A 24539-nucleotide genomic window follows, 5' to 3' on the forward strand; every position below is an offset into this window, starting at 1 on the left:
TTTTTTTTACTTCTCTTCTTCGCGTCGTTTTCGGACGAGGAAATACGCGATGCCTCCCGCAATGACGAGGGCGAGCGCGCCAAAGCCGGCTATGACTGGCCACGAAAACCAATTCGAGCTGGCTTGCTCGTTTTTCTCGCCTTCCGGCCCGGCCAGTGGCACATCCGGATCGTCGATGTCAATGATTTCCTGCGGCGTGTTCGGATTGTCCGTTCCCTCTTCCGCTTCGCCAGGTCCCGGCGCTGGAGCCGGCGTCGTTCCTTCCTCCGCCGCGGGCGGAGTTGCGGCGGGCGGCGTTGTGGTTCCCGGGGTCGCCGGGGTCGTCGTTGCCGGCGAGGTGATCGTCGTCGTCTGGTCGATGATGGTCGTTTCCCCTGGCAGCACCGTTGTCGTTCCGGCTGGAACGGGCTGGTACACGAATCGCCAGTCGTTTCCTTCTTCCTTTAACGTCCCTGTGATGTTGTAGGCTTGCGGCTGGTAGCCTTCAATGTACAAATACGCCACAACGGGACGGTCGCCGACGTTGCCGGTGTATGTGACGCTTGGCGCCAGCGTGTTTCCGTCTTCGTCCACGTAGTGAATCATGTATTGCGTGGTGTTGGAGCGCATGCCGTACGACACGACAAGATCCATGTCTTCTTTGACAGGAAACGACGCGCGCATTTGCGCGGTGTCGTTGTCTTTGCCGCTTTCTTTGATTCCTTTGACGTAGTATTTGCTGTCGGGATCAAGCTGGACGTCTTGCGCATGGAACGTGAACTGAGTGTTGTACGGCAGGTTTTTAACGAGAATTTCATCCCGGCCGTCGATGCTGCCATGGTTGCCGGCGTGAATACGGACGGTATACGTGTAGTCCTCGGCCTGGATTGACAGGCCGGTTGTTTGCATACCAAGCGCGAGGGCGAACGCCATGGAGAGCCATTTGCCTTTTTTATTCATGCCGTTTTTCCTCCTTGTTTTCTTTGATTCCAACAAGCGCGAGGCCAAACAGAATGGCGCCGCTCAGCGCGCTGACCAGCAGCCACGGCAGCCGGCTTGTCCATGTCGCCGTGTTTGGACTTTTGGTTGTTTGCCCGGTCAGGATGGTCGTCGTTGGTTTTCCTTGCGTGACTTGATTTTGCGCGGGGATGTTTTTTTCCACCGCGAATTCCATTTGCAGATCGGCCAGCGTCGACTGATAGCTGTTGCCTTGCGTTTCGCCATCGAGAACGACTTGGAGGGAAACGGTGCCTGCCTGCCCTTGTTTTAGCGTGTCGACAAGGAAAAACTCGTCGAGCGAATCGGTGGCGTCTTTGAGTCCCGTGCCTTGTCCGGCTTCTCCTCCAAGCGTTTCTGACTGGTAAATCGTGTCCGTTCTTCCTTGCGGGTCGGTGTAGACGAGCGCGTAGGCGTACGCCCCGCCACTGGCGGCGGAGCCATCTTCCAGCGAGCGGAGAACGGCGTTGCTTAAATACCAGTCGGTGGCGTCCTTGTTTTCGTTTTTTATCGTGATTTCAATGGTCGCGTCATCTCCGGGCTGCATTCCATAAAGCAAATCGTCGACTTGCCCGGTCGTGAAGTTGTTTTCCATCGTGTTTTGTTTCGAGAACACGACGGCCCATTCCGTTTCGTTTTGAAACGACTTCGCCTGGATGGGCGTTCCGTTTCCCATCCATACCGAAAGGGCGCAAAGACTAAGAGAAACGCGTTGGATCGTAGTGAGTTTGTTCATCTTTTTTCCCCTTTCTATTGAAGCGAGAGCGTGGTCCCGCGGACGTGGACGTCTTTTCCCCACGCGCTTTTGATGGCCTCATCGGCGTTGTGTTCCTGAATGGCGTCGACTTTGGCTTCGACACAAAATTCGATTCCATCATACGTGTAGGAGGTGGTCGTGATGACTTTGCCGTCTTCTTCCGTCACTTCCACTTTTTTATGTTCGTGCAGCTTCCGGTCAATTTTAAATCCGTCCGTCAAAGGCGCGCTTGTTTCTCCAGCCTCTAACAGATTTTTATAATAATAGACATTTCTTTCGTTAGTCGACGCGGTTTCATCTTTGATCCATTGCCCGTTTTCCACGATCGAAAAATCAATGAGATCAGGCGAAATGTCTTGAATTTTATTTCCATCTTCGTCAATCCAGTACTTCACAAGGGTTACGCGGACAAATTCGTTGATTTGGCCTGTGTTTTTTACCGCAAGCACTTCCGGGTACCGCTGACCTATTTTAAAATCTTTCATTTCCACAATCGACTTTAACAAGGAACCGGATTCATCGCCTGTCCACTCCCCGTTTTCCTTGTAGTCGCGGGAAGCGACGACGCGATCGTTTTCGACTAACGAGACGCCGATTTGCGTTAACGAAAGCCGCGACTGATACGTGTCGGAATAATAGTTGAGCGCGGCCCGTGTTCCCTGCACGCCGGATCCAAGCAGCAAACCAACGGCCATCACAAGAAGCAAGACGGTGACAATCGGCTTTGCTAAAAAGTGTTTTATTTTCTTCATCATCTTTTATGGCCTTTCTATTTCGATTTGCTCGTTCCAGTTTGCTTCCAGCGGATTGCCGGATTCATCGTATTGGACCGGCACGGATTCGGACACCACGATCACATTGAAATCGTGCTCTTCGGGCTGTTCGGCGTCAATCGTGATCAATAGCTCGTCGGTTGGCTGTTGTGGCGTTACAATGTCCTGATAATACCAATACTCGCCTTTTTCCACCCATTTTCCGCTGACACTGGTAAATTGGAGCGGATATTCCGTCCCGCTAAACGCTCGCACGCGCACCCATACCGGAATGGAGTTTTGTTCCGCCTTGACTGAAATTCTTTTTGTCCAGCTTCCTTCCGGAAATTCCTCCTCGATGGTCGTATCGGAATACAAGTCGATTCGTTTTTGACCGCTCGCTTCCGCGTACGTTGTAAAATAAGCGAAAGTTTCCTGGACCCCAACCATCGCGATCAGGCAAAGGGAGGCGATGGATAAATACATTGTCATTTTTTTCATCTTACTGCCCTCCAAAATCCTGCTCCGGCTTGTTCATGCCCATATCGTTATACGTGAAGCGATTGGTTACGGAACTGCCATGATGATCGGTGTTGTTCGATGTGTTTTCAAAAGAAACCGAAGCGATTTCCTCGGCTGACACGATCGTCGTGTCCTGCGTGCTTGCGCCTACGATTTCATAGGAGGCGCCCGAGTACACCTCTTCGATCACAACATACGATCCTACCGGAATACAGTTGAGCAGCTGAACCGAATTGGTTCCTGTTCCATCAAACACGATGGATTCCACGTTGGAGTACACTAGCTCCTGTCGCGTCTCGTCTTTGTACGCCGCAATGGAGAAGACAAACGTCGCGTTTCCATTGCCATCAAATTGATTCAGGGATTTCACGATTTCCAGCGATCCCAGGCGCGAACTTTCTTCCACTTTGAGTGTGATTGTCAAATCGTCGTTCCAGGTGCCCGGATTGGCGGAAGAGATTTCTCCGTTCATCGCGTCCTTGCCTGGAAGCGAAATGAGCATCGGTTGGAAATTGTACGTGTGCAACACCGAGTTGGCGTATGTAACCAATGTTTCTCCTTGCGGTGTTTTTATTGTTCGAAAATAGTCTTCCATATTTTGGCTGTGTGGAAGAGCGAGATACAATCCCGATTCGATTGGCGCGCGCGCATCCAAAGACGTGGTGATTGCGGGCGTTCCGGCTTTTTGTTCCTGCACAAGTTTCGCCGCTTCCTGCGCGATGGCTTGATAATCTTGATTTGTGATCGTACTTAAGTCGACCAACTTGTCTTTGAGCGTTTGGAACGCTCCAATGGTTTCATAGGAATACGTGTCGTATACCGGATCTTCAATGGCATCCGCCACTTTATATAGATCAATCACAATGTCCGCGTTGGCTGTATCCTTGTATCCGTCAATTTCGAATTGAACCGAGCATTTTCTTGGCAAAGAAACCGCTTTGACTTGTGTTTGTGAAATAAAGAAGGCGCCGACGAGTCCAAAGACACCAAGAACCATCCAAAATTTCCTATATTTATTGCTTCTTTTCTCCATACTTTTCCCTTCTTTCTCTTTTTACTTTCCTATCTTTCTTTTCACGCCCATCCAAATCGCGATTCCAATCAAGAGGATAACGCCGATGCTGATGGCTACGATATGTTTATCGACGAGCCGCACTTCCGCTCCGAAGTTTACGAAATCTTCCGGCCTGTTTTCCACCCGATGTCCCCGGAACAGAAGACGGTGCGAATTGATTCCATATGGCGTGCAAGTCACCAAGGTCGCGAGATCTTTCCCTTCCTCGATTTCCAGATCCTGGACTTCTTCGGGAAGAACGGTGCGAATCTGGTCAATTTCATACGTGTATGTTTTCCCTAAAATACGAAATAGAAACACGTCTCCTGTTTCCAGCTGGTCCAGATCGGTAAATAGTTTTGCGGATGGCAGCCCTCGATGTCCGGAAACCACCGCATGAGTGCTTTCGCCTCCTACCGGCAGCGAGGTGCCTTCAATATGCCCGATGTTTTGTTGGAGGATTTCCTCTTCCAGTCCGTGATACAACGGCAGCTTGATTTTTACGGAAGGAATCTCAATGGATCCCATCAAACCGTTTCCATCGAGCGACAATAAACTTTCATAGCGCGCATGCAGCTCTTCGGAAGGAAAATACCGATTTTGTTCCTTTAAAAGATCCGCGTTGTACTGTCTCGCCTCTTCAAGCATTTTTTCCGCTTCCGCCGAGTCCATTTGATCAACGACCGAGTTATAGCCTCCAATCACGCGTGAAGCACGCGAGGCGTTCCACCATTCGGAAATCGTAGGATACAACAGTAGGGACAACCCTACAATGAAGACACCTACCAATAGAATCGTCGACCAATTCTTTGTAATAAATTTTTTCATATAAGGTTCTCCCTACCATTGAATCCGGTTTCCCGGATTCATGGTATTGTTTGTTTCGTTTCTATATTTAATTCTTTTTAATTGTTTGTGTACTGTTTATTCGTGTGACATTCTTTTCTTGGTAATCAGAAGGATTCCTGAAATCACGATCAGGCCCGCACCAATGGTGTAGAGCAGAGTCGTACCCATACCACCTGTGGATGGGAGGAGAGCGCCGGTTGTATTTAAAACCTTGACTGCAATATTTGTATTTTCATGTTTAATATCGTCTGTAGCGTTCTCAAAATTATCCGTAGCATCAACATCTACTGTGGATTCCACAGTATATCCCAAATTTGAACCTGGAGTAGTAAGCGCTTCATGTGTGATTACAACCTTGATCGGTCCTGCCAATTTATTAAATCCATCTGGCGCGGCAAACTCGTGAAGATAATATGTTCCTGCATCCAATCCTTGAAGTATAAACTTACCAGTTGCATCTGTTTTAATAATTGAAACAGTGCCTTCTCCGCTTGCTTTTTGATACGTTGGAATCGTTCCTTCAGAAGCAGTCGTTGGTTTAAATTTAATAACATCTGCACCGTTCTGAACCTCTTCTTCTGTTGTTCCCGCCGAGGTTTTGTTTGTACTCAAATAAAATTCTGCATCAGCCAGGGCCGTTTCAGTTGCTTCTGGTTCCTCGCCATTTTGGGTATATTTATAAATTCCGATTGGCCAAGTGTATGTATGAGTCTCTTTTTCGCCTGTTTCAAAGAAAGACTCCGTTTTATCTCCATATTGTAAGTTAGCACTATTTTTATTTCCGTTCCCAGCGATAACAGCATTTTCATTTAACGTCGCCTGGTACTCCACCACGATCGTTGTCCCAACTGGAAGACTCTGAATCCAGGTATCGGCGAATTTAATCTCAAATCCTCGATCCGTTGTACTTGTTATCGTAAAACGATTAGCTCCAGCTTGGTGTATTGTTTCATCAATCTTCACAGCAATGCTGTCGGATTTTAAGGTTAAACCTGCCTCCATCTTATCAATCAATTTATAATTCATAGCTCCGGCAGCGGTCGTGATTGTCGCTTTAAAATTTACCGTATCGCCAATATTCGCATCGTTTTTATTTCCCCATGAATTATCTGGTTTTTCCTGAACTTGTTTCTCTAACGTTGGAATCCCATTCTTTTCTTTAATGGTGACATTATTGTTGTCAGTTGTTCCTAACGCGCATAAGGCACCTGCATCCGAATCCACTAAGTAATATCCTAAATCTAAGTCACTAAATGTTAATGTATTCCCCTGCGCTGTAGCATGTTGAGTAGCATGGATATTGTGTTCTTTTGCATATTGCAAAGCCGCATCCGTTAAAATCTTTCCATTTACAAATTGTCCCTCCGCTGTTACTTGCGCATTTGGATGTACTACTACATAGTCTTGCTCTTTCAATTCAAAAAATTGTGCACCAACCCCGGATTCAAGAAATCCTTTCCAAGCTGGAAGAACTTTATACGAGTATGCTCCCTTATCTGTTTGATCTGCCGGCTTTTTATAACTTTCCAAATCCAACATTCTATAAATCGTATACGTTTTTCCTTCTAAAGTGTTTTGAATTGTGATACTTCCTCTTGTTTTAGCGGATGTACCCTGATTTTGATCTGCTTCTGCTTGTACATTTGTTGTTAAGCCAAGCACAAGAAAGAATGCCGCGAAAACAGTCAATAGTTTTCTGATTTTTCTCATTTTGATTTTCCCTTTCCCTTTGTTAAAGATCATGAAGAAACTCCTTATTTCTTCCTTCTCTTTTTCTTCTGGATTCCAATGACATACACGGATGTTGTCATCAATCCAGCTCCACTTGCAATCAGTGGAGGATTTATTCCAAAACCTCCTGTTTCCGGAAGTTTAAAGAACCGAACGTTTTTGAAATATACTGTAGCCGTGTTACCACCTTGAGTAATTGTTCCCGTTAAGGTTTTATCCGGCGATAAAACATAGTTTCCATTACTCGTTCCTGTGTACACTTCAGTAGAAGAATCCACATTTAACTCTGATACAGTATAAGTCGTTCCAATAGGCAAATAACTAATCGAAATATATTCTCCTTTTTTCAGAGTAATATTACTGTTGCTTGCGATAATTAAATTATCTTCAATTTTATGGTTATTTGCGTCATATTTTGTATACGCATAATCATCAAGAAGTTGCTGCCCGTTTTTAGAAAACTTCACATTAAACGTAAAATCTGTGGTTTGATCCAAATCTTCTGTTTCTTTATAAATATTCAACCCGCCTGTGGCTTGTCCGGTTTCTGCACCAGAAACTGATGGAAGGGTAAATTCTATATAACATGTAGAACCTGAAAGTCCACGCTCTGTATAGTAAATTTTCAACCGGTATTTTTTTGTCGTGTTCTGGCCTGACACAGGAAGAATAGATGTTCTTAAATCAACATGGGCTCCACGCGAAGGTTTCACTCCACCCAAATCACAAATCTTTCTATAATTTTCGTATTGACCGGTTGCTTCGTTATACTCTCCTAAAAATACCCATAAATCATCATCGCCATAGAAGAAATATTCCAATGGACCCACATAATCTTGATCAAGAGTGAAATCAATATCATACGTCATTCCAAATAAATTGTTATGCGGCAAGCCATCATCTCCAGGTGGATAGTGCTTCAAAGTGCCATTTGTTTTATAAGTTTCTGTGGCGCGAAGGCTACTGTTATAATTTTTATCGTAAGTTCCCGCATGCGGATCTGTGTTTTTCACTCCATCTAATGGCCAAAAATTATTCGTCCAAATAGTCGTATATGTCGTGCTTCCTGTTTTTGGATGATTAAATGTGTCCAAATTCTTAATTGTTTTAACATTTGCCCCTGAAACACTGCTTAATGTATAGGTATCTCCTTGACGGGTAAAAGTTAATTGATTCCCTTTTGGATACACTTTTTTTCCAATTTGAGATGTTGATCCAAATATTTTTGGAGCTATGATTCCACTATTCCATTTTAAATTTCCGTTCGTATCAACTCCGGTAACCATATCAAATACAAAGCCATTTCCACTTGGATCCCCTGCGCTCCCGTTATATGAGTTGATTTTATGATTCTTCTTCCAAGTTATATCGGCTAGTCCAGTACCTGTATTTGAATTTCCAAAAGCATATTTACTTCCCGACCCGGTATAGTTAGAAGGGTTATTGATACCTTTTGCTTTACTATTAACACGAGTATTTACCCCATCTTCTGTGATGTCGTAATCATAGAATGTTGCATTCGAGCTAAAGTTGGAACTTGATAAGTCATAGACAAGTCGAATTGTCGTGTTTGGCTGAATCAATATGTATTTATCAGGGTCACTATTATAAGTTTCTTGCCGATTCGTAAAGTGGGTTGTGGATGGATTTTTTATAGTCCAATCTGTTCTAGTATTACTTTCCGCGTTTTTTCCATCTTTTAGCACCCAAATCTCTTTCAATTTATAATTTCCGTTATGGATAAGAATATCAAAATACGAAATATTTGGTGCTGAATGATACTGATAGGATTTGGCCTCATATATTTTTGAAACAACTGTTTTTTTATCGAATTTCCCATTTGTTGTTAATTTATAATGCTGCAATGAGACATTTTGTCCTAAGGAGGGTGTACCATTTGTCATATCAACAACTGGAATTGTATTATCACCTTTATTTGTCGATATATTTTTTTTCACATTCCCATAGGTCTGCACTGTAAAAGTTGGGTTGGGAGTTTGTGAAGCTTTCGCGCTGAACATTTTTCCCCGCAAAGAAAATCCAAGAGTTTTGTTCTCCTCATTTAATAATTGAGAATTTTCCTCTTTTTTGGTATCTTCTTTTAATTCATTATTTTCCACTTCGATAGAAGACAACGTTTGAATTGTATACTCTGTTCCGATTTCCGCCTCTGGCGCCACATCCTCCAACTCTTTGGAAGTGTCATACTTCTCCACAAACTGTTCAGTTGGTGTCAACTCGGCATCAAACTTCTGGTCTTCCAGATTCACTTCCTGTTCGCCAACAAAGAAGCGAAGTTTGTAAAGCGACAGGTCAAGCAGTTGTTCCGGATCGACTTCTTCCAGACTTTGCGCTTTTAATTGAGTGACCTCTTCCTGGTCTTCTTGTGGAATGTTTGTTTCATCCATTTTCTCCACGACAAGCGTTGGAACCGGTTTATTTTCCTCTTCCTCTTTTTGCTGGAGGTTGTCTTCCTGGATTTGATCAAATTCTTCCACGGTCATGTTTTGTTCTTCATCCAGTTTATCCTGCATGTTTTCCTCGGTTGGCAAAACATAGTTTTTCATGGCAAGCCCATCGTTTTCATCGACTGGCTTTTCTTCCTTCTCTGTTGTCTCGTCGACTTCAGTTTCCACACCCGCGATTTTCCGTGGTTTTAGAACGAGAGTGAAGTCCTCGGTTTCCGCCGTAAACTCTTCCGGAAGCTGATACTCGATTTCTTGTGGTTCCTGTTCCTCTCCATCCGGTTTTGGTTCTTCTTCCGGTTTTGGTTCTTCTTCCGGATTTGGATTTTCTTCATCAGGTTGTACAGGCTGTTGCTCCGGTTTTTCCACATCCACCTGCTCTTCTTTTGGATGGACGTAGGCGAGAACTTTGTAGTCTTCTTCGTTTACGATCACTTCCCGAACTTCGTCTTCAAAATCCCCGATAATCACTTTGTTCTTATTGTGGTCTTTCACAATGCCAACATAGGATTGAATTTTTTTATCTAGATCGTTTTCGTCTTCCTGATCCCGGAAGAAAACGAGATCGCCGTTTTGCGCTTCATAGTCTTCCGGTTCGAACAGTTCTCTTTTCGTTAAATCTTCGATCCATTCATTCCAGTCGTGTCCGTATGGGATTTTCTCGTTCGAGACTCCCGCATATTTCAGAACAAACGACACGAACATGATGTTCCAGTCTTCATATGGGCGGCCATACCATTCGCCATAGCGGGTATATCCTTTTTCCACGCCATCCACGATTTCAAAGTTTTCGAGCACTTCCTTGTATTTCAGCTGCGAATCCGCCACCTGAACGATTCGTTTCGAAAGCTCTTCATCGAGTTTTTTCGGAATGGAGTTTTCCCACTCATCTTTTGTTTCCTTCAACGCTTTGTTGGACTCGCATTCTCGTGCATGGGTATGCTCCTCTTTGCCGCATACTGGATCGACGCTCAAATAGCAGTTTGCCGAATGGCTATGCCCTTTTTCTTCCGGTGCTTCCTCTTGCGTGCAAATCAAATTTTTTTCTTCAATGGTTTCAAAGCATTGTTCATTGTGCTGGTGATTTTCGTTTTCTTCCAGTCCGCAAATTTGATTTTCCACTACACGAATCTCATAACATTCTTCCCCGTGCGTATGTCCTGGCTGCGTTTTACCCTCTTCCTGTCCGCACAATGGATCTTTGGAGTGGTTGCATTCATCGGTATGTTGATGCTCCTCTTTTTCGCAATAAAAGGTCGTCTTGTCGTGTTCCAAGGCCACAGCCGGTAAAATCAGCGCGTAGGTCGTGCAAAAAACCACCAGACAGCTTAACGCCGTGACGCAACGGTGCCATATCCGTTTCCCAATCTTGTTTCCCTTCATATTCAATTCCTTCCTCTACTTATACCACGCCGATCTTATTGAACGGCCATACTCTCGCTTTCAGCTTCCCTACGATTTGCTCCTCGGCAACCGGTCCAATGGCCCGCGTTCTTGAGTCCATGGACACGCTGCGATGGTCGCCCATCACAAACCAGCGTTTCTCGGGCACTTGATACGGATACTCCAAATCCGTGTCCCCGAGCGCTTTGTCTTGCAAATACGGCTCGACGATTTCCTCGCCATTGACGAACACGGTGCCGTCGTCGTCGATATATACCCAGTCGCCTGGTCCGGCGATAACCCTTTTTACTAATATCTTGTTGTTATAGTAGAACGCAATAACATCCCCTGTTTTGAAGTCGCTTCCTTTCAGCGACAACACGATATCCCCAGCCTCCAACGTCGGCGTCATACTGGTTCCATAAATTCGAAGCACGGGCAGCCAGAGCGTAGCGGCCAAAATCGCGATCGCCGCGACCACGACGAGCACGCCCACCGTACTTTGTAAAGTGGACCGGTATTTTGTATTGTGTTTGACCCGGTCCCTTTCTTTTTCGAGCAGTTCCAGCGAAGGGATTTCACGAACCTCCCTGACTTGCTTTGGATTTTTCTTCACATTCCATCCCTCATTGATCGTTTCCCTTCGATTCCTTTCCCAACTTTCACAAATTGTTTTAATTTTTTTAAATCATTCGTTAAAAGTACTCAAAACATAGCTTATAAATAAGTCAAAGTCAACCAATCCATGCCGGAAAGATTCTAATTTTGTTAATACATATCAGTAATACATAGCTCCTCTTTTCCCATTTGTGACCAATCATATGATTTTTTATACGACTGTTCCTATTTTTGTAAAAAAGACGTCGAACGAAGAAAACAAAACAGATTTGTTGAAAAACCGACTGGATAAAATAAAGAAATGGGATTTTTATCCTTTTTTCTTTGCGTTTTCAAAGAAAATTGTTATAATCGGGCAGAAACATTTCAAACCAGTCGCTCGACCGGTTTACATTTTTTTATTCGCGATATGGAGATTCTCTCCTTTATCCTCAACCATTATCCAAGAAAGGAATTTCATTCATTTATGTCAAACAAGGATATTTCCCAAAAGGCCCTTCTGCGCGTTCCGACCGTTCTGGCCTCCTTGATCAACCTTCTGCTTTACGACAACAAACCCGTCATTCAGCCTTCGCAAATCCGCTATCTTTCGATTTCCCAGCCCTTTTTGCTCGATAAGCGATTTCATCCCCTGTACCACGACGTATGCGTTCTCGTAATGGGTTCCAAAAACAACCGGCCTTTTATTTTTTGTATCGAAAACCAGACAAAGGCGGACCGGATGATGCCCATTCGCTGTTTTTGCTACATGGGCGCCGTCTTCTTATGGCAAATGCGCCAAATCAAAGCGACCAAGCGAAAAAAAGATCCTGTCATTCCATTGACGCACCTCATTCCCTGCGTTTTGTTCACATTCCACTATGACCGCTTCGCCTGGCAACCAAAATCTTTCGCCCAGCTGTTTCATTTTGACGCCTATCCCGACTTGAAACCATTTCTGTTCGATTATAAAATGAATATAGAAAACATCTCGTGCTGGAGTCGTGAAAAGATCGAGTCCATTTCCAGTGATTTCCGCATTATCGCGGATTATTGCGCGCAAATGCGTCAGTCTCACGGGAAACAATATATTCCACCGACCCACTGGAAAATAGAATACATCGAAGAAACCTTGATGACGTTAGCCGCCTTGTCAAACGACAAAGAGATGAAAAAGGCGTTTTACGAGTATTTAGAACAATTTCAACCAGACGATTCGAAAGGAGAACAAACCATGGCAAGTGTAATCAACAATATCATTCAAAAAGGTAAAGCCGAAGGCAGACGAGAGGCCGAAAAACAATGGTACAAAGAAAAAAACGCTTTGAACAAGGAAAAAATCGCTTTGAACAAAGAAAGAAATGCTTTGAAAACCGAAAATGGCGAAATGATCTCCACGTTTGTGATCATCGCCCAAAAACTCATGCTCAACCACGGTCTTTCCGCCAGGCAAGCGTGCGATCAGCTTGGCTACTCCGCCAACATCCGCAAAAAGGTGTTGCCCTTTCTTATAAGCTAACAAAAAAAGGAGATCCGATTTTTCTGATTCATCGGTATTCTCCTTTTTCTATTTTTCCATTTTCTTTTTATGGCGGTTGCTTTTCATTCTCTCCATCATCCGCTCCATTCGATGCCACAATCCAAGCATCGGGTGGAACTTCACGGAAATCATCGCCGACTTCTCGATAAACAGCTCTACGAAAAACAGCAAAATCAAAATGGTCAAAAATCCCAAATTGCGATTGATCATGTACACATAGGCGCTCAAGCCAAACAACGCCGTCATCGAGCACATGATGATCACCGTGTTGCGGTGGCCGAACTGATTCATCAGCAAATGATGCAAGTGGCTCTTATCCGCCTGCGAAAACTTCATTCCCTTCAACGTTCGCCGCAAAATCGCCGACAACGTGTCCACGATCGGCAGCATCAGTAGCAGGATCGGCAGCGCCAGCGTCAAAATCGTGCTCGATTTAAACCCCATCAGCGAAATCGCGGAAATCATGAACCCCAAAAACAACGAGCCGCAATCCCCCATGAAAATACTCGCCGGATGCGAATTGTACACCAGAAACCCCAAAGTGCTTCCCGCCAAAATAAACGCCAGCGCGATGATATCGGGACGCCGTTCAATGAGCGCCAGACAACCGGTCACCACAAAAATGATCACGCTCATGCCGCCCGCCAGGCCATCCAGCCCGTCAATCAGGTTCACCGCGTTCGTAATGCCCGCGATCCAAAGGATCGTAAACAAAAACGAAATCAGGCCAAAATTGATTTGGATCCCAAACGGCAGACGAATCACATCCACCTGCACGCCATAATAAATCAGCACAAGCGCCGCGACCACCTCAAAAAACAGCTTGACGACCGGCTTAATATCAATCAAATCATCCACCAAGCCGGTAAAAAACATGATCGAACCGCCAGCCAAAATGCCGGTAATCGCCCGATCCGCCTTCATGTACACCGCCATCGTGATCATAAACGCCAAATAAATCGCCACGCCGCCAATGCGGGAGATCTTGCCATGATGGACCGTTCTCTTATTTTCCTTCGCATATGTTTTGGCCGCCACCGAATACCATTTCACCAAAGGGGTGATCCCCAGGGAAATCAAAAACGGCAGCACCATTACCTTCAATTCATTCACTACGCCAGCTCCTTTATTGTCTTGAGCATATCATATTCCGGGTCCTTCGAACAAATCACAGGACATTGCAGCTCCTTCGACAACAATTTGGAAAGGCCAAACAGCTCCGCCAGTCCGCCATGCAGGTCCACGCCCCGGCTGGCAATCTTTTCTTGAGCCGGCAAAGAAACCGTTTCAAACAACGACTTCGCCCACCAGGCGATTTGATTTTCCACCTCAAGAAAACACGGCCACAAATCCGAACCCCGCACCTGAATCTTCACATAGTTTTGATAGCGGTCAAACGCCGCCGCGCTCAACGTCGCGTTTTTGCGCTCCTGCAACAACGACGAAGCCGTCAGCATCATCGCGTTGGCGTCCTCGCTCGAAATGAGACAATTCGTCTTTTTTGCCACCAGCGTCTGAATCGCCTCGCCCACCTGCCGGCCCGCGAATGGAATCGACTTGCGAATGACGCAGCGCCCCTCCACAAAAATCGCCATCTCGCAAACCGAGTGTCCGACATGGATCACAAAGCGGGTGTCCCCAAACGACTCGTACACATCGACCAGCGTCACGAACCTCACTTTTTTCACCCCTTCGCTTTGCAGGATTTCCTGCCACTTCTCCCGCTCCGTTTCCGGCAAGGAAAACGGAACGTACACCAGCAAGCTTGGCTTGAGCAAATGCTCATGGGCGCCAATGCGCTGCAGCCCCTCATGCACCAGCACCCGCAAGTCATGAAGCAAATACCCGTCATCCACCGGATAATGCACCTGGCAGCGCCGCGGATCCCGATACACAAACGACAACGCCTCTTTTCCCACTTTCTCCACGCGCCCTTCGCAAACCCCATAGCACGCCGGAAAACGAACGAGCTCGTCGCCCCGCACATCGTACAGCCGAAACGTGTGCGCTCCCACATCGAGCACATACCATCTCTCAAACATGTCAGCCACCAAACCCGTTGTAAATCGTCAGCTCCAAAATCGCCTGCGACGCCACATACGCCAGCGACAACGACAACAAAAACAACAGGACCACCACTTTCCGCGGCTCGCGCACCTTCATGAACTTCTGAAACTCAATCGCCGAACACGCGTAAAAGCTCACGCCAAAACACACAAGAAAGATCACGAACTTCAAAACCGAATACGACATCTTCCATCCCCCTTATCCAACCTGGACGATTTCCACAAACGGATACTTCGTCCGCAAGCTTTTGGCCGCCCGCTCCAAAACGGACTTGTCCCTGGAAAAGCCCATCACCGCCGAGCCGGACCCCGTCATGCGCGCCAAAGCGACACCCTGCGCCAGCAAATCCTGCCGGACTTGCTCCACCGCCGGCACAAGCTCGATGGCAGGCGCCTCCAACGCGTTGCATACCGACGCCATCAGCGCGTCCAAATCGTTTCGCTCCACCGCCGCCTGCGTTCGATCCACATCCATACGCGTCTGGACGCCCTCGTCCCAGCGCGCGAACGCCTGCGGCGTCGAAACGCCTTGCGCCGGCTTCACCAGCACGATAAAAAACCGCCAGTCCGACTCGATCGGGACGACCCGCTCGCCTATGCCTTGCACGCGGGCCCACCGGCTCAGCAGGCAAAACGGCACATCCGCCCCCACCTTCGCGCCCAGCTCCATCAGCCGCTCCAGCGACACATCCAGCCCCTCCAGCTCGACAATCGCCTTCATGACGGCCGCCGCGTCCGCGCTGCCCCCCGCCAGTCCCGCCTGTTCGGGAATCCGCTTGACGACCCGCACAAAAAAACGCGTCGAAAATCCGAACTGTTCCCGCATCACGTCAATCGCCTTGCGCACCGTGTTCGCTTCCGGAACGTCCATTCCCACGAATTCCACCACGTCCCGGGCGGCCGGCTCGATTTCCACTTCGTCAAACAAGGAAACCGGCGCCATGATCATATCCAAATCGTGATAGCCCCGCGCGTCGACGCCCAAAACGTCAAGCGCAATGTTTACCTTTGCAGGCGCGTATCGTTTCATAATTCTCCTCATACAAACGGATAAAATCCTCCAGCTCGAGCTCCTGCGCGCGCACGCTTGGCTCCAGCCCCGATTTTTCCAGCATCGACTTCGCGGCTTCCTTGTCGGCCAGCCACGCTTGCAAATTATTGTAAAGCGTCTTTCTGCGCTGGGCGAAACACGCTTTTACCATCTCGAAAAACAAATCCTCGTCCGCGACCGGCTCGCGATCCACGAACGTGAACTGAATCACCATCGAATCCACGTTCGGCTTTGGCATGAACACGTGCCGCGAAACATCCATCACCTTTTTCACCCGGCACCGGTACGCCGTGATGACGCTTAGCGCGTTGTACGCCTTGTCCGAATGCCGCGCCAGAAAGCGCTCCCCCACTTCCTTCTGGAGCATGACCGTGATCGTGTCCGGATGCTCCCTGGCCTCGAACAGCTTAAACAAAATCGGCGTCGTGATATAGTAGGGCAAATTCGAAACAAAATCCACCCGCTGTCCGGGTTTGCGCCGCGCCCTGATTTCCGCGTCGATATCCGCCTCCAGAAAATCCTGAAGCAAAATCTCCAAATGGTCGCTTCCGATTTCCGCCCGCAAAATATCCGGCAGCCGCTCGTCGATCTCAAACGCCACGACATGCTCGCTTTTCTCGCACAAAAACTGCGTCAAAGCCCCGATTCCCGGTCCGACCTCGATCACCAGATCGTTTGGCGACGCGATAGCCGCGTCCGCAATTTTTTCCACGACTTTCGGCTCGATAATAAAGTTTTGCCCAAACGCCTTTTTGGCATGAACATCGTACTGCGCCTGGATCCGTCTTGTGTTTTTGATCGTCGCGATCGCCTCGTTCATAGTTTTTCCTCCAAAATTTCCAAAAGGTCTTCTTTCGTCACGTTCATCTCGTTCAGCCGCCGGAAACACGTCTTCGCGTTGCACGGCCCGATCCCGAGCCGTTCGCACACGCCATGGCGAAGCGCTTTGTTTCCCACAAAGCCAAAGTCGATAAAATCAGACCACGCCAGCGACTCGTTGTGCTCGATAAACGTCACCCGCTGTTCAAGCGCCCGCCACAGATCTTCCTTGCGCGCGTGCTCCACGCCCACCTTTTTCGTCGTCCGCGCCTTCTCCTTTGGAATGAACGCGTGCTTGGCTTGCGGAACAGCCGCCTTGATTTGCCGGCGGATGTGCTCGCCAGGCGAGTCCGGATCCGTAAACACGATCACGCCCCGCTCCTGCTGCGCTTTTTTGATTCGCTCCAGCGTTTGCGCCGACAGCTGGTCGCCGCCCGTCTCGATCGTGTCGCAGTCGAAATACGCCCGCAGCGTGCTGGAATCGTGCTTGCCTTCGACAACGATCATTTCCTTGATTTTTTGTTTTGTCATTGGACGAGCCCCCGGCTGAATCCCTCGCCATGCACCGAGTGCACGTTGTTGACGATCATAAACGCGTGCGGGTCGATCGCGTTCACGAGCCGCTCAAGCTCCGGATACTGCTGCTGCATGATCACGCACATCACCACCGGCCGAAACTCCTCTTTGTAGCCGCCCTTGGCTTCCAGCAGCGTCACCCCGCGATCCAGCGCCTCCATCAACTCGTGACGAATCGCGGACCACTGGTCGGAAATGATCATGACGTTCATCGCCGCCTGCGAGCCAAGCATAATCATCCGGTTGATCATCACGCCCGAAACGACGACCGAAAGCACCCCGACCAGCGCGTCCTGCAAGCCGTACGTGTACAAGCCAAGCAAAACCGTCAAAATGTCGATGATCATGACGCTCTTTCCTTCATTCAGCTTTAAATACTTGTGCACGAGCAACGCCAAAATATCCATACCGCCCGTGCTCGCGTCCACGCGGAACACCAAACCGAGCCCGACCCCCATGCCGACGCCCGCGAAACCCGACGCGATGATGGGATCCAGCGCGAACGTACCGGCCGGAAACAGTGTCACCGTCCAGGAGAACAACGTGATCAGCATCGGATAAATAATCGAAGACAAAATCGTTTTCAGCGCGAACCGCTTTCCTAAAAAAATCGCGCCGACGACAAACAAGCCGATCGTCAACCCGTCAATGACCCAAACCGGGTCGATCGGAAACACCGGCTGCAACGCGACGGCCACACCGGCCACGCCGCCCGACAAAATGTTGTTGGGCAGCACAAGATACGCCACCGAGGCGGCGAGAATAATATTCCCGATTACAATATAAATAAGCTGTTTCACGGGACTGACTTTTTTTTCCATGATGCAAGACTTCCTTTACCTCAAAATTATAACACCAAACCGGCATGGGTCACGAAAAATTGCATTCCGTCAGCGCTTCCATTATGCTAGAGGAAAAAGGAGGTTTTTATGGGAACACCACACAATGAAGCCGCCAAAGGGGAAATCGCCCGCGTCGTTTTGATGCCCGGCGATCCATTGCGCGCCCGCCACATCGCCCAAACGTATTTGCAGGACATCCAGCCGTTCAACACCATCCGCGGCATGCTCGGATTCACCGGCACCTACAAAGGCGTGCCAGTCTCGGTCATGGGCAGCGGCATGGGCATTCCAAGCATTGGCATTTATTCGTACGAGCTCTTCACCACCTACGACGTGGACGTCATCATCCGCATCGGCTCCTGCGGGGCCTACGCACCCGAGCGCCACGTTTTCGATGTCGTACTCGCCGACTCCGCGTACAGCGAATCGACCTACGCCCTGACGATGTCCGGGGACGAAAACATGATCCAGTTTCCCGCGATGGACGTCAACGCCTGCATTTTGGACCAGGCTCTGGCGCTGGGCATCCGCGTCGATCCAATCCGCTTTCATTCCAGCGACGTTTTTTACAACGGCATCGAGCAGCCCAAAGCCGACGCGATCGCTCTGGGCTGCCAAATCGTCGAAATGGAAAGCTTCGGCTTGTTTCACAACGCGAACGTCTGCGGCAAAAAAGCGGCCTGCCTGTGCACGGTTTCCGACTCGTTTGTGTACGAGGACGAAATCGCCACCCCGCAGCAGCGCGAGCAAAATTTCGACGCCATGATGCGGCTCGCCCTGGAAAGCGCCATCGCGCTTTGACGCCAAACAAGTCCATCCGGACTTGTTTTTTGGTTTTTCCATCCATAAAATTATGGTAAAATAAACAAAAAGTTCAGAAATAATAGAAAAAGAAAGGAGGGATTGGATGATCCAGATCCCTGACGAGTCGATCTTGCTCGCGCCCGGCGCCTTGCACCTGAGCTTGTACGACATGGTGCACCGTCAAAAAGGAAACTGTCTAAACATTCAGATCTTTTCCGTCGAAACGTATATCCGCACTTTGCTGCCGCAAGCCGGGCCAAGCGAAATCGAAACGCTTTACGCCTGCCAGGCGGCTTTACGCGCCTTGCCGGAAACGAACTCGTTTTCCGCCTCGCGCGCCGACCTCGACTTTCTCAAAGCGTGCCTGCGCTTTTTAAAGCTGGCGGCCTTGTACGGCATCGAGCGCTTTCCCGAAACGACCCGGAAAGAGCGCGACTTAAACGAAGTGCTTACACTTCTTGGCCCGGTGCCTCTTGGCGTGCCGACCCGCGCCGACCTGGAAGCCATCGACGTTCCGTACACGAAAATCTTCATTTTGCCAACCGAGTGGACTTTCGAACAGTCCTACTGGATCGACTTTCTGCTCGCGCATGGCGCCCGCCTGCTCGAAAACGAAACAAAATCCGAACCGCCCGTCTACTTGTCGTGCGCCAACGCCCGCAAGCAAATGGAAATCGTGGCCGACCGGATTCTCGAACGCCGCCTGCCGGCGACAGACGTGTTCGTGGCGCTCGCCGATCCCGGCGACCAGGAGGTGCTCGCGCAAATCTTCGACGCCCACCGCATTCCGTACACCTTGCTGCGCCAGCCGCAAACCACGACGGTTCCCGACCGGTTTCTGGCCGGATTGCGCTATTTGCGCCAGCCGGACAAGGAAACGTACCTCGCCTTGATCCAGGCGCTCTATCCCGAGGAAAGCGCCCCTGTCGTCCGGTATTTGAACCATTTCGACGGCATCGAGCTGGACGCCATCCCATACGAGGACAACGCGCTCATCAGCGAGCGGCGCTATTTGACGTGGCAGCAGGAAGAGCTGGACGCCAAGGCGTGGATGGAAAGCCACCGGGCGCTGCAAGCGTGGACCCGACACGACGTGGAAGCGCTCGCCGCCGAGATCCAGGCCACCATTCCCGAGCCAACCGAGGAGGATTTGAACGCGTTTGACACAATCGTGCAAAACTACGCTTCCATCGCCAGCCAAATCGAAACCGGCGACGATTTCTCCCTGTTCATCCAGTTTCTAGAGCGAGCCTCGTTCGCCCAAACCGCCCAGTCGCTTTCGGGCGTGCTAGTCGGCACCCGGCAGGAAATCAGTCCGCTGCGGCCGACGACGTTCTTTCTGGGCGCCCACGCCAAGGTGTTTCCGGCTTTGTCCATGTATAGCGGCATCTTTGATGAAAGCTTTTTGGCCCACACGACGTTTCCGCCGTTAAAAGAGCGCCTCAACAAGCAGCGGCAAGCCATCTTTTCCACTTTGGGGGCTTGCGCCGAGCTCACGATCATCGTCCCGCAGTCCGACTACGCCGGCAAATCGCTGGAAGCGAGCGCCGAGCTGGAGTCCTGGGTCGCCAAACGGCCAACCTTCGTCAACATTCCGGACGTGTTCGCGACGACGGTTCCCGGTTTTGACCTCGATCCCGGGCAGGCCCAGTCCTTGTTTTTTAAAAACGGCCGCCACACGACGACGTTTTCCAAGGTGAGCACGTTCGAGCAATGCCCGCTGCGCTACTATTTGCGCTACGGTCTGGCGTTGAACCGGCCCAAAACCCAGGACGACATCCGGGTGGACGGCAGCTTGCTTTCGCGCGTGCTTCAGCGCGCCCGCACACTGCGCAACGCGACGTTCGCCGAACTGACCCGCGACCAGATCCGTTCGCTAGTCGCCGAGGAGTTCGCGTTCGCCAAAAAAATCTTTCCGTCGCGGACGGCGGCTTTCGACAGTTTGATCGTCGAATACGGCGCGCGCATTCACGATTTGATTTCGACGCTGGAAATTTTCGAGGACCGGCTCCATCTTGCCTTGCTCAACAAGGAATACGAGCTGGATCAGGGCTTTGGCTGGAAAGACGTGAGCGTGGAAATGAAAGGGCCGATCGAAAAGTACGACCCGATGAAAGTGTCGTTTCTTGTCGTCGATCCCGCGCTTGAGGAAGCCGGCATCTTCGACGACAAAGGCGGACTGGGGGTGTTCGACTTGTCCCTCAAGCAGCACGCCGTGCCGCAAAGCGCGTTCAAAGTCAACTACCGCACGACCCAGCCCGACGCCATTGAAATGAGCGAAACGCAAAAAAACGACGAGGTATCCTTGCAGCGGTTCGTGGACGGATGGGCCGTGCAGGACCTGCCGCCCGCCGCGCAAGACCCGCTGCTGGAAAAAGTGCTCAAAAAGGTGCCCACATACACCGAAAAAGAAGAAAAGATGCAGTCTAAAGTCGAGCAGGCGCTCGAGCGTCTGGCGCAAGGCGACATCTTGCCGGTGCATGAAAAAAGCGCCTGCGTGTATTGTCCATACAAAATCATTTGCCGCAACGGCGCCTCGACCAAGGAGAAAGGAGAACGCGCATGATTCAATTTTCCGACCAGCAGCAAAAAACGATTGATTCCCGGGGAAAAAACGTTGTCGTTTCCGCCAGCGCGGGCTCGGGCAAAACGTCGGTTCTTGTCGAACGGCTTTCCCGGCTCGTCATCGAGGACCGAATTTCGATCGACACGATTTTGGCGATGACCTTTACCGAGGACGCGGCGGCAGAAATGAAAGCCCGGCTCAAATCCCGCCTGTCGGCCCAGGAGCCAAGCCCTTATGTGCTTGACCAGCTCGCCCTGCTCGAGCAGGCCGACATTTCCACCATCGACAGTTTCTGCTATAAAATCGTGCAAACCTACTACTACAAAATCCCAATCTCGTACACGATGTCGCAACGCGTCGACAACGGGACGTATCAAAAACAAGCGTTTGAAACCGCCATGCGGCGCGCGATGGCCGACACCGATCCTGTCGCGATGGCGAAGCTGCGGCTGTACTTTCACGCGTTCCACAGCGACGACGACGTTTGGATGGACGCTGTCCGCCGCTTTTTGGCGTTCGCTAACGCCAAACCCGATCCCGGCGCCTGGATGCGCGGCTGTCTGAAGCCCAACGAGGCGCTGGAGCCATGGTTCTTTCAGTTTTTCAAGGAACGCGCCGAAGCGATGGCGGACATGGCCGAGGAAATGCTGGAAACCGTGCGCGACATGGAGTTTTCCCGCGCCAAGACCCAGGCCGACAACGAGGAGCTGTTCGCCTCCAAAGCGCGTCTGCTTCGCCGCTGCCTCCAGGATCTGGACAACATGGACTACCCGGCGTTCCGCGTCCATATGATCGACGCCATCGAAAACACGAAGCGTTTTCCAAAGTCGGTCAACAAGCACAGTTTCAAAGACATCGCGGACGAGTACAAGCAAATGGAAACCGAAATCGTCGACCACTTGTTCAGCCTGGAGCGCTTTGCCAGCGACGAGGCGCGCCAAGCTGAAACGGCCGCTTTGTTCGTCGAGCTTTGCGTGCGGGTGCACGCCAATTTCCAGGAGGAAAAAAAAGCGCTGGAAATTTTGGACTTCAACGACATGGAGCATTTCGCCTACGCCCTGCTGCAGGATCCTCTTATTCAGGAGGAAGTTCGCAACAAATACGCCGTCATCCTCGTGGACGAGTTTCAAGACACCAACGAGTTGCAGGAAAGCATCATCGCCTGCATCGAGCGAGGCGACAACGTGTTCCGGGTTGGCGACATGAAACAGTCGATTTACGGGTTCCGGCAGGCGAAGCCTTCCATCATGCTCGGCCATATGAAAAAACAGGACGAGCGCCACGAGACGCTGATCCTGGGGGAAAACTACCGTTCGTCCGCTTCGATTGTCGCCTTTAACAACGACTTTTACGAACGCATCATGAACACGTCGTTTCTGACGCCGCAGTTTTTCGCCGAGGACGTCGCCAAAGTCGGGACCGACCGCCAAAAACAAATCGCGCAGCATCCGGTTCGCTTTTTATTCACCCAGTACGAAGACTGGGCGATCGACCAGGGCGTGTCCAAAATCGAAGCTAAAAAAACGCACCGGCTGCACCGGGCGGATTTGATCGCCAACGACATTCTCAAGCACCACGCCAAAGGCATTCCGTTTCGCTCCATGTGCGTCTTGACACGCACCCATGGCACCCACGAGTTTTTAAAAGAAAGCCTCGAGGCGTACGGCATTCCGGTTCTGGCGGAAATCAACCACGGTTTTTACACCAACCACGCCGTCCAAATCATCATGGCTTGCCTGGAGGCAATGCTCGATCCCGACCAGGACATCGCGCTGACTGGGGCGCTTTGCTCTCCGTTGTGCGGCGTGAGCCAGTCGCAAATCGCGGCGTATGGCGCCAGCCGGGATCCGGACGCGTCGCTGTATTCGGTCATCAAGGACAAATCGTTTATGGGCGCGTTCCACGAGCTTCAAACCTTGTTGGGATTGCCGGTGCCCGCGCTGCTCCGGCACGTATACAACCGCAACCAGTTTTACTACCAGTACACCAACGCGCAAGACAAGACCAATCTCGACTTGCTGCTGGAAAAGGCGGTTCAGTTCCGCGACCCGCGCAACCTCACGGCGTTTTTGGCGGAAATCCGCGAGGAAGCCGATCTGGACCGGACAAGCGAGGCGTATCCGTACGGCAAGGAGGAGGATGTCGTCAAAATCAAGACGATGCACCACTCCAAAGGGCTTCAGTTTCCGATCGTCTACATCCTCTCCCAGGAGGAAAGCCGCGACATGGACGCCTCTTCGCCTATGCTTTTTGACGAGCAGCTCGGCATCGCGATGCGTTCATTAAGCGAAAACGGCCGGCTCAGCCGCCCGTCGCGGGCGACGATCGCCTTCAAAACCAAAAAGTTCCACGACGAGCTCGCCGAGGAAATGCGGGTGCTTTATGTCGCCACAACCCGCGCCGAGCAGGAGCTTGTGATCGTGGACGCGATCAAGTCGCTGGACATGTACCGCTATCCGCTCAACGCCAGAGCTCTGCTGCAAAAACGCAGCTATACAAGCTGGCTGCTTCACACGTACTTAAACGAGCCAAGCGCCTTGTTCGTGCTGGACGAGGTCAAAGAGCTGTACACCCGCCAGGCCGTCAAAAAAAAGAAGCGGTACAAACCCGCTTTCCACTACTATGAAGGACCGCGTGAAAAAATCGAGTCGCAAACCGCCTCGCGGGCCAAGCAGGAACGGCGATGGAAGCCTGTGTCGCTCAAGGAAAACACCCGGACCGTGCGCGGTACGCTGCTGCACGCCGTCGTCGCCACCTTGCCGTATCCGTACGAGCGAGAAGCGATGGAGCGTCTGGCCAAAGAGCGCGGGGAAACCCTTTCGCCGCTGGATGTCGAACAAATCCTGGCGCTTAACGAAAACGCCGACTACGCCCGCTGGATGGCGTGCCGCCACGAGTTTGAGTGCGCCTACTCGGTGATGGAGCAGGGCCGGATCACGCACGGGTTCATGGATCTTGTCGTGTTCGCCGAAACCGAAACGATTATTGTCGATTTCAAGAGCGACTACGTCGCTTCGGCCAACGAGTTAAAAAAACAATACACCCCGCAGCTTGGCGTGTACAAGCACGCGATGCGGCTCATTGACGCCGACCGCCCGGTCCGCACGTTTATTTATTCGTTCTACTTAAAAAATATGTGTGAATTATGTGAGTAAACATTTGAATAATCTGTCTTTCTATATTACAATAA

The 24539-nt window shown here is 50.1% G+C and carries 20 protein-coding genes; 4 read left to right on the forward strand and 16 right to left on the reverse strand.

Annotated elements, in window-relative coordinates; genetic code table 11:
- Nucleotides 1-6: 6 nt before the first annotated feature.
- The 9 genes from ABNS49_RS07140 to lepB all read right to left on the reverse strand — a co-directional run bounded on the left by ABNS49_RS07140 (nucleotide 7) and on the right by lepB (nucleotide 11104).
- Entirely contained in the window at nucleotides 7-939 is a 933-nt protein-coding gene (locus tag ABNS49_RS07140) for a MucBP domain-containing protein (protein ID WP_135980086.1), read from the reverse strand.
- On the reverse strand, nucleotides 932-1711 hold the full coding sequence (locus tag ABNS49_RS07145; protein ID WP_135980085.1) for a hypothetical protein: 780 nt from the start codon (nucleotides 1709-1711) through the stop codon (nucleotides 932-934). Before ABNS49_RS07145 ends, ABNS49_RS07140 begins: the two co-directional genes overlap by 8 nt.
- Nucleotides 1712-1725: 14 nt before the next feature.
- Nucleotides 1726-2487, reverse strand: a complete 762-nt coding sequence (locus ABNS49_RS07150) for a hypothetical protein (protein WP_290155157.1) — start codon at nucleotides 2485-2487, stop codon at nucleotides 1726-1728.
- A 3-nt stretch (nucleotides 2488-2490) separates the two neighbouring features.
- Nucleotides 2491-2985 carry a hypothetical protein gene (locus ABNS49_RS07155; protein WP_135980083.1) on the reverse strand — a complete coding sequence of 165 codons (495 nt, stop codon included), beginning with the start codon at nucleotides 2983-2985 and terminating at the stop codon, nucleotides 2491-2493.
- Between the two features lies 1 nt (nucleotide 2986).
- Entirely contained in the window at nucleotides 2987-4039 is a 1053-nt protein-coding gene (locus tag ABNS49_RS07160) for a hypothetical protein (RefSeq protein WP_289113892.1), read from the reverse strand.
- A 21-nt stretch (nucleotides 4040-4060) separates the two neighbouring features.
- Complete coding sequence (locus tag ABNS49_RS07165; protein ID WP_135980081.1) at nucleotides 4061-4888, reverse strand: class C sortase; 828 nt, start codon at nucleotides 4886-4888, stop codon at nucleotides 4061-4063.
- 96 nt (nucleotides 4889-4984) lie between these two features.
- Nucleotides 4985-6652 carry an isopeptide-forming domain-containing fimbrial protein gene (locus ABNS49_RS07170; RefSeq protein WP_135980080.1) on the reverse strand — a complete coding sequence of 556 codons (1668 nt, stop codon included), beginning with the start codon at nucleotides 6650-6652 and terminating at the stop codon, nucleotides 4985-4987.
- Between the two features lie 11 nt (nucleotides 6653-6663).
- Entirely contained in the window at nucleotides 6664-10488 is a 3825-nt protein-coding gene (locus ABNS49_RS07175) for a hypothetical protein (RefSeq protein WP_348688132.1), read from the reverse strand.
- Between the two features lie 19 nt (nucleotides 10489-10507).
- Nucleotides 10508-11104, reverse strand: coding sequence for a signal peptidase I (gene lepB / locus ABNS49_RS07180; RefSeq protein ID WP_277820794.1), 597 nt, complete (start codon nucleotides 11102-11104; stop codon nucleotides 10508-10510).
- A gap of 468 nt (nucleotides 11105-11572) precedes the next feature.
- On the opposite strand from lepB, the gene ABNS49_RS07185 reads away from it, so the two are divergent.
- Nucleotides 11573-12604: an Rpn family recombination-promoting nuclease/putative transposase gene (locus tag ABNS49_RS07185; protein WP_168353568.1), complete on the forward strand. Its 1032-nt coding sequence runs from the start codon at nucleotides 11573-11575 to the stop codon at nucleotides 12602-12604.
- A 48-nt stretch (nucleotides 12605-12652) separates the two neighbouring features.
- Here ABNS49_RS07185 and ABNS49_RS07190 read toward each other — a convergent pair whose 3' ends face one another.
- From ABNS49_RS07190 to ABNS49_RS07220, 7 genes are read right to left on the reverse strand one after another with little or no spacing between them, the layout of a single operon-like run.
- Complete coding sequence (locus tag ABNS49_RS07190) at nucleotides 12653-13738, reverse strand: MraY family glycosyltransferase (protein ID WP_135980076.1); 1086 nt, start codon at nucleotides 13736-13738, stop codon at nucleotides 12653-12655.
- A complete protein-coding gene (locus tag ABNS49_RS07195; RefSeq protein WP_135980075.1) occupies nucleotides 13738-14667 on the reverse strand; it encodes a rod shape-determining protein in 930 nt (309 codons plus the stop codon). The genes ABNS49_RS07190 and ABNS49_RS07195 overlap by 1 nt, the downstream gene beginning before the upstream one ends.
- Nucleotide 14668: 1 nt before the next feature.
- Nucleotides 14669-14878, reverse strand: a complete 210-nt coding sequence (locus ABNS49_RS07200; RefSeq protein ID WP_135980074.1) for a DUF1146 family protein — start codon at nucleotides 14876-14878, stop codon at nucleotides 14669-14671.
- A 12-nt stretch (nucleotides 14879-14890) separates the two neighbouring features.
- On the reverse strand, nucleotides 14891-15721 hold the full coding sequence (gene ispE, locus ABNS49_RS07205; protein ID WP_168353567.1) for a 4-(cytidine 5'-diphospho)-2-C-methyl-D-erythritol kinase: 831 nt from the start codon (nucleotides 15719-15721) through the stop codon (nucleotides 14891-14893).
- The gene (gene rsmA, locus ABNS49_RS07210; RefSeq protein ID WP_135980072.1) at nucleotides 15681-16562 is read right to left on the reverse strand and encodes a 16S rRNA (adenine(1518)-N(6)/adenine(1519)-N(6))-dimethyltransferase RsmA; all 882 of its coding nucleotides are present in this window, start codon (nucleotides 16560-16562) and stop codon (nucleotides 15681-15683) included. Before rsmA ends, ispE begins: the two co-directional genes overlap by 41 nt.
- Nucleotides 16559-17092 carry a ribonuclease M5 gene (rnmV, locus tag ABNS49_RS07215; RefSeq protein WP_135980071.1) on the reverse strand — a complete coding sequence of 178 codons (534 nt, stop codon included), beginning with the start codon at nucleotides 17090-17092 and terminating at the stop codon, nucleotides 16559-16561. The genes rsmA and rnmV overlap by 4 nt, the downstream gene beginning before the upstream one ends.
- Complete coding sequence (locus ABNS49_RS07220; protein ID WP_135980070.1) at nucleotides 17089-17958, reverse strand: YitT family protein; 870 nt, start codon at nucleotides 17956-17958, stop codon at nucleotides 17089-17091. The genes rnmV and ABNS49_RS07220 overlap by 4 nt, the downstream gene beginning before the upstream one ends.
- Before the next feature lie 108 nt (nucleotides 17959-18066).
- Between ABNS49_RS07220 and deoD the strand changes: the two genes are divergently transcribed.
- The 3 genes from deoD to ABNS49_RS07235 all read left to right on the forward strand — a co-directional run bounded on the left by deoD (nucleotide 18067) and on the right by ABNS49_RS07235 (nucleotide 24504).
- A complete protein-coding gene (gene deoD, locus ABNS49_RS07225; RefSeq protein ID WP_135980069.1) occupies nucleotides 18067-18780 on the forward strand; it encodes a purine-nucleoside phosphorylase in 714 nt (237 codons plus the stop codon).
- Nucleotides 18781-18886: 106 nt separating this feature from the next.
- The gene (locus tag ABNS49_RS07230; protein WP_135980068.1) at nucleotides 18887-21349 is read left to right on the forward strand and encodes a PD-(D/E)XK nuclease family protein; all 2463 of its coding nucleotides are present in this window, start codon (nucleotides 18887-18889) and stop codon (nucleotides 21347-21349) included.
- Nucleotides 21346-24504, forward strand: coding sequence for a UvrD-helicase domain-containing protein (locus ABNS49_RS07235; RefSeq protein ID WP_348688137.1), 3159 nt, complete (start codon nucleotides 21346-21348; stop codon nucleotides 24502-24504). Before ABNS49_RS07230 ends, ABNS49_RS07235 begins: the two co-directional genes overlap by 4 nt.
- Nucleotides 24505-24539 lie beyond the last annotated feature (35 nt).

It is taken from the genome of uncultured Dubosiella sp. (assembly GCF_964018005.1).
Lineage (GTDB): Bacteria > Bacillota_I > Bacilli_A > Erysipelotrichales > Erysipelotrichaceae > Dubosiella > Dubosiella muris.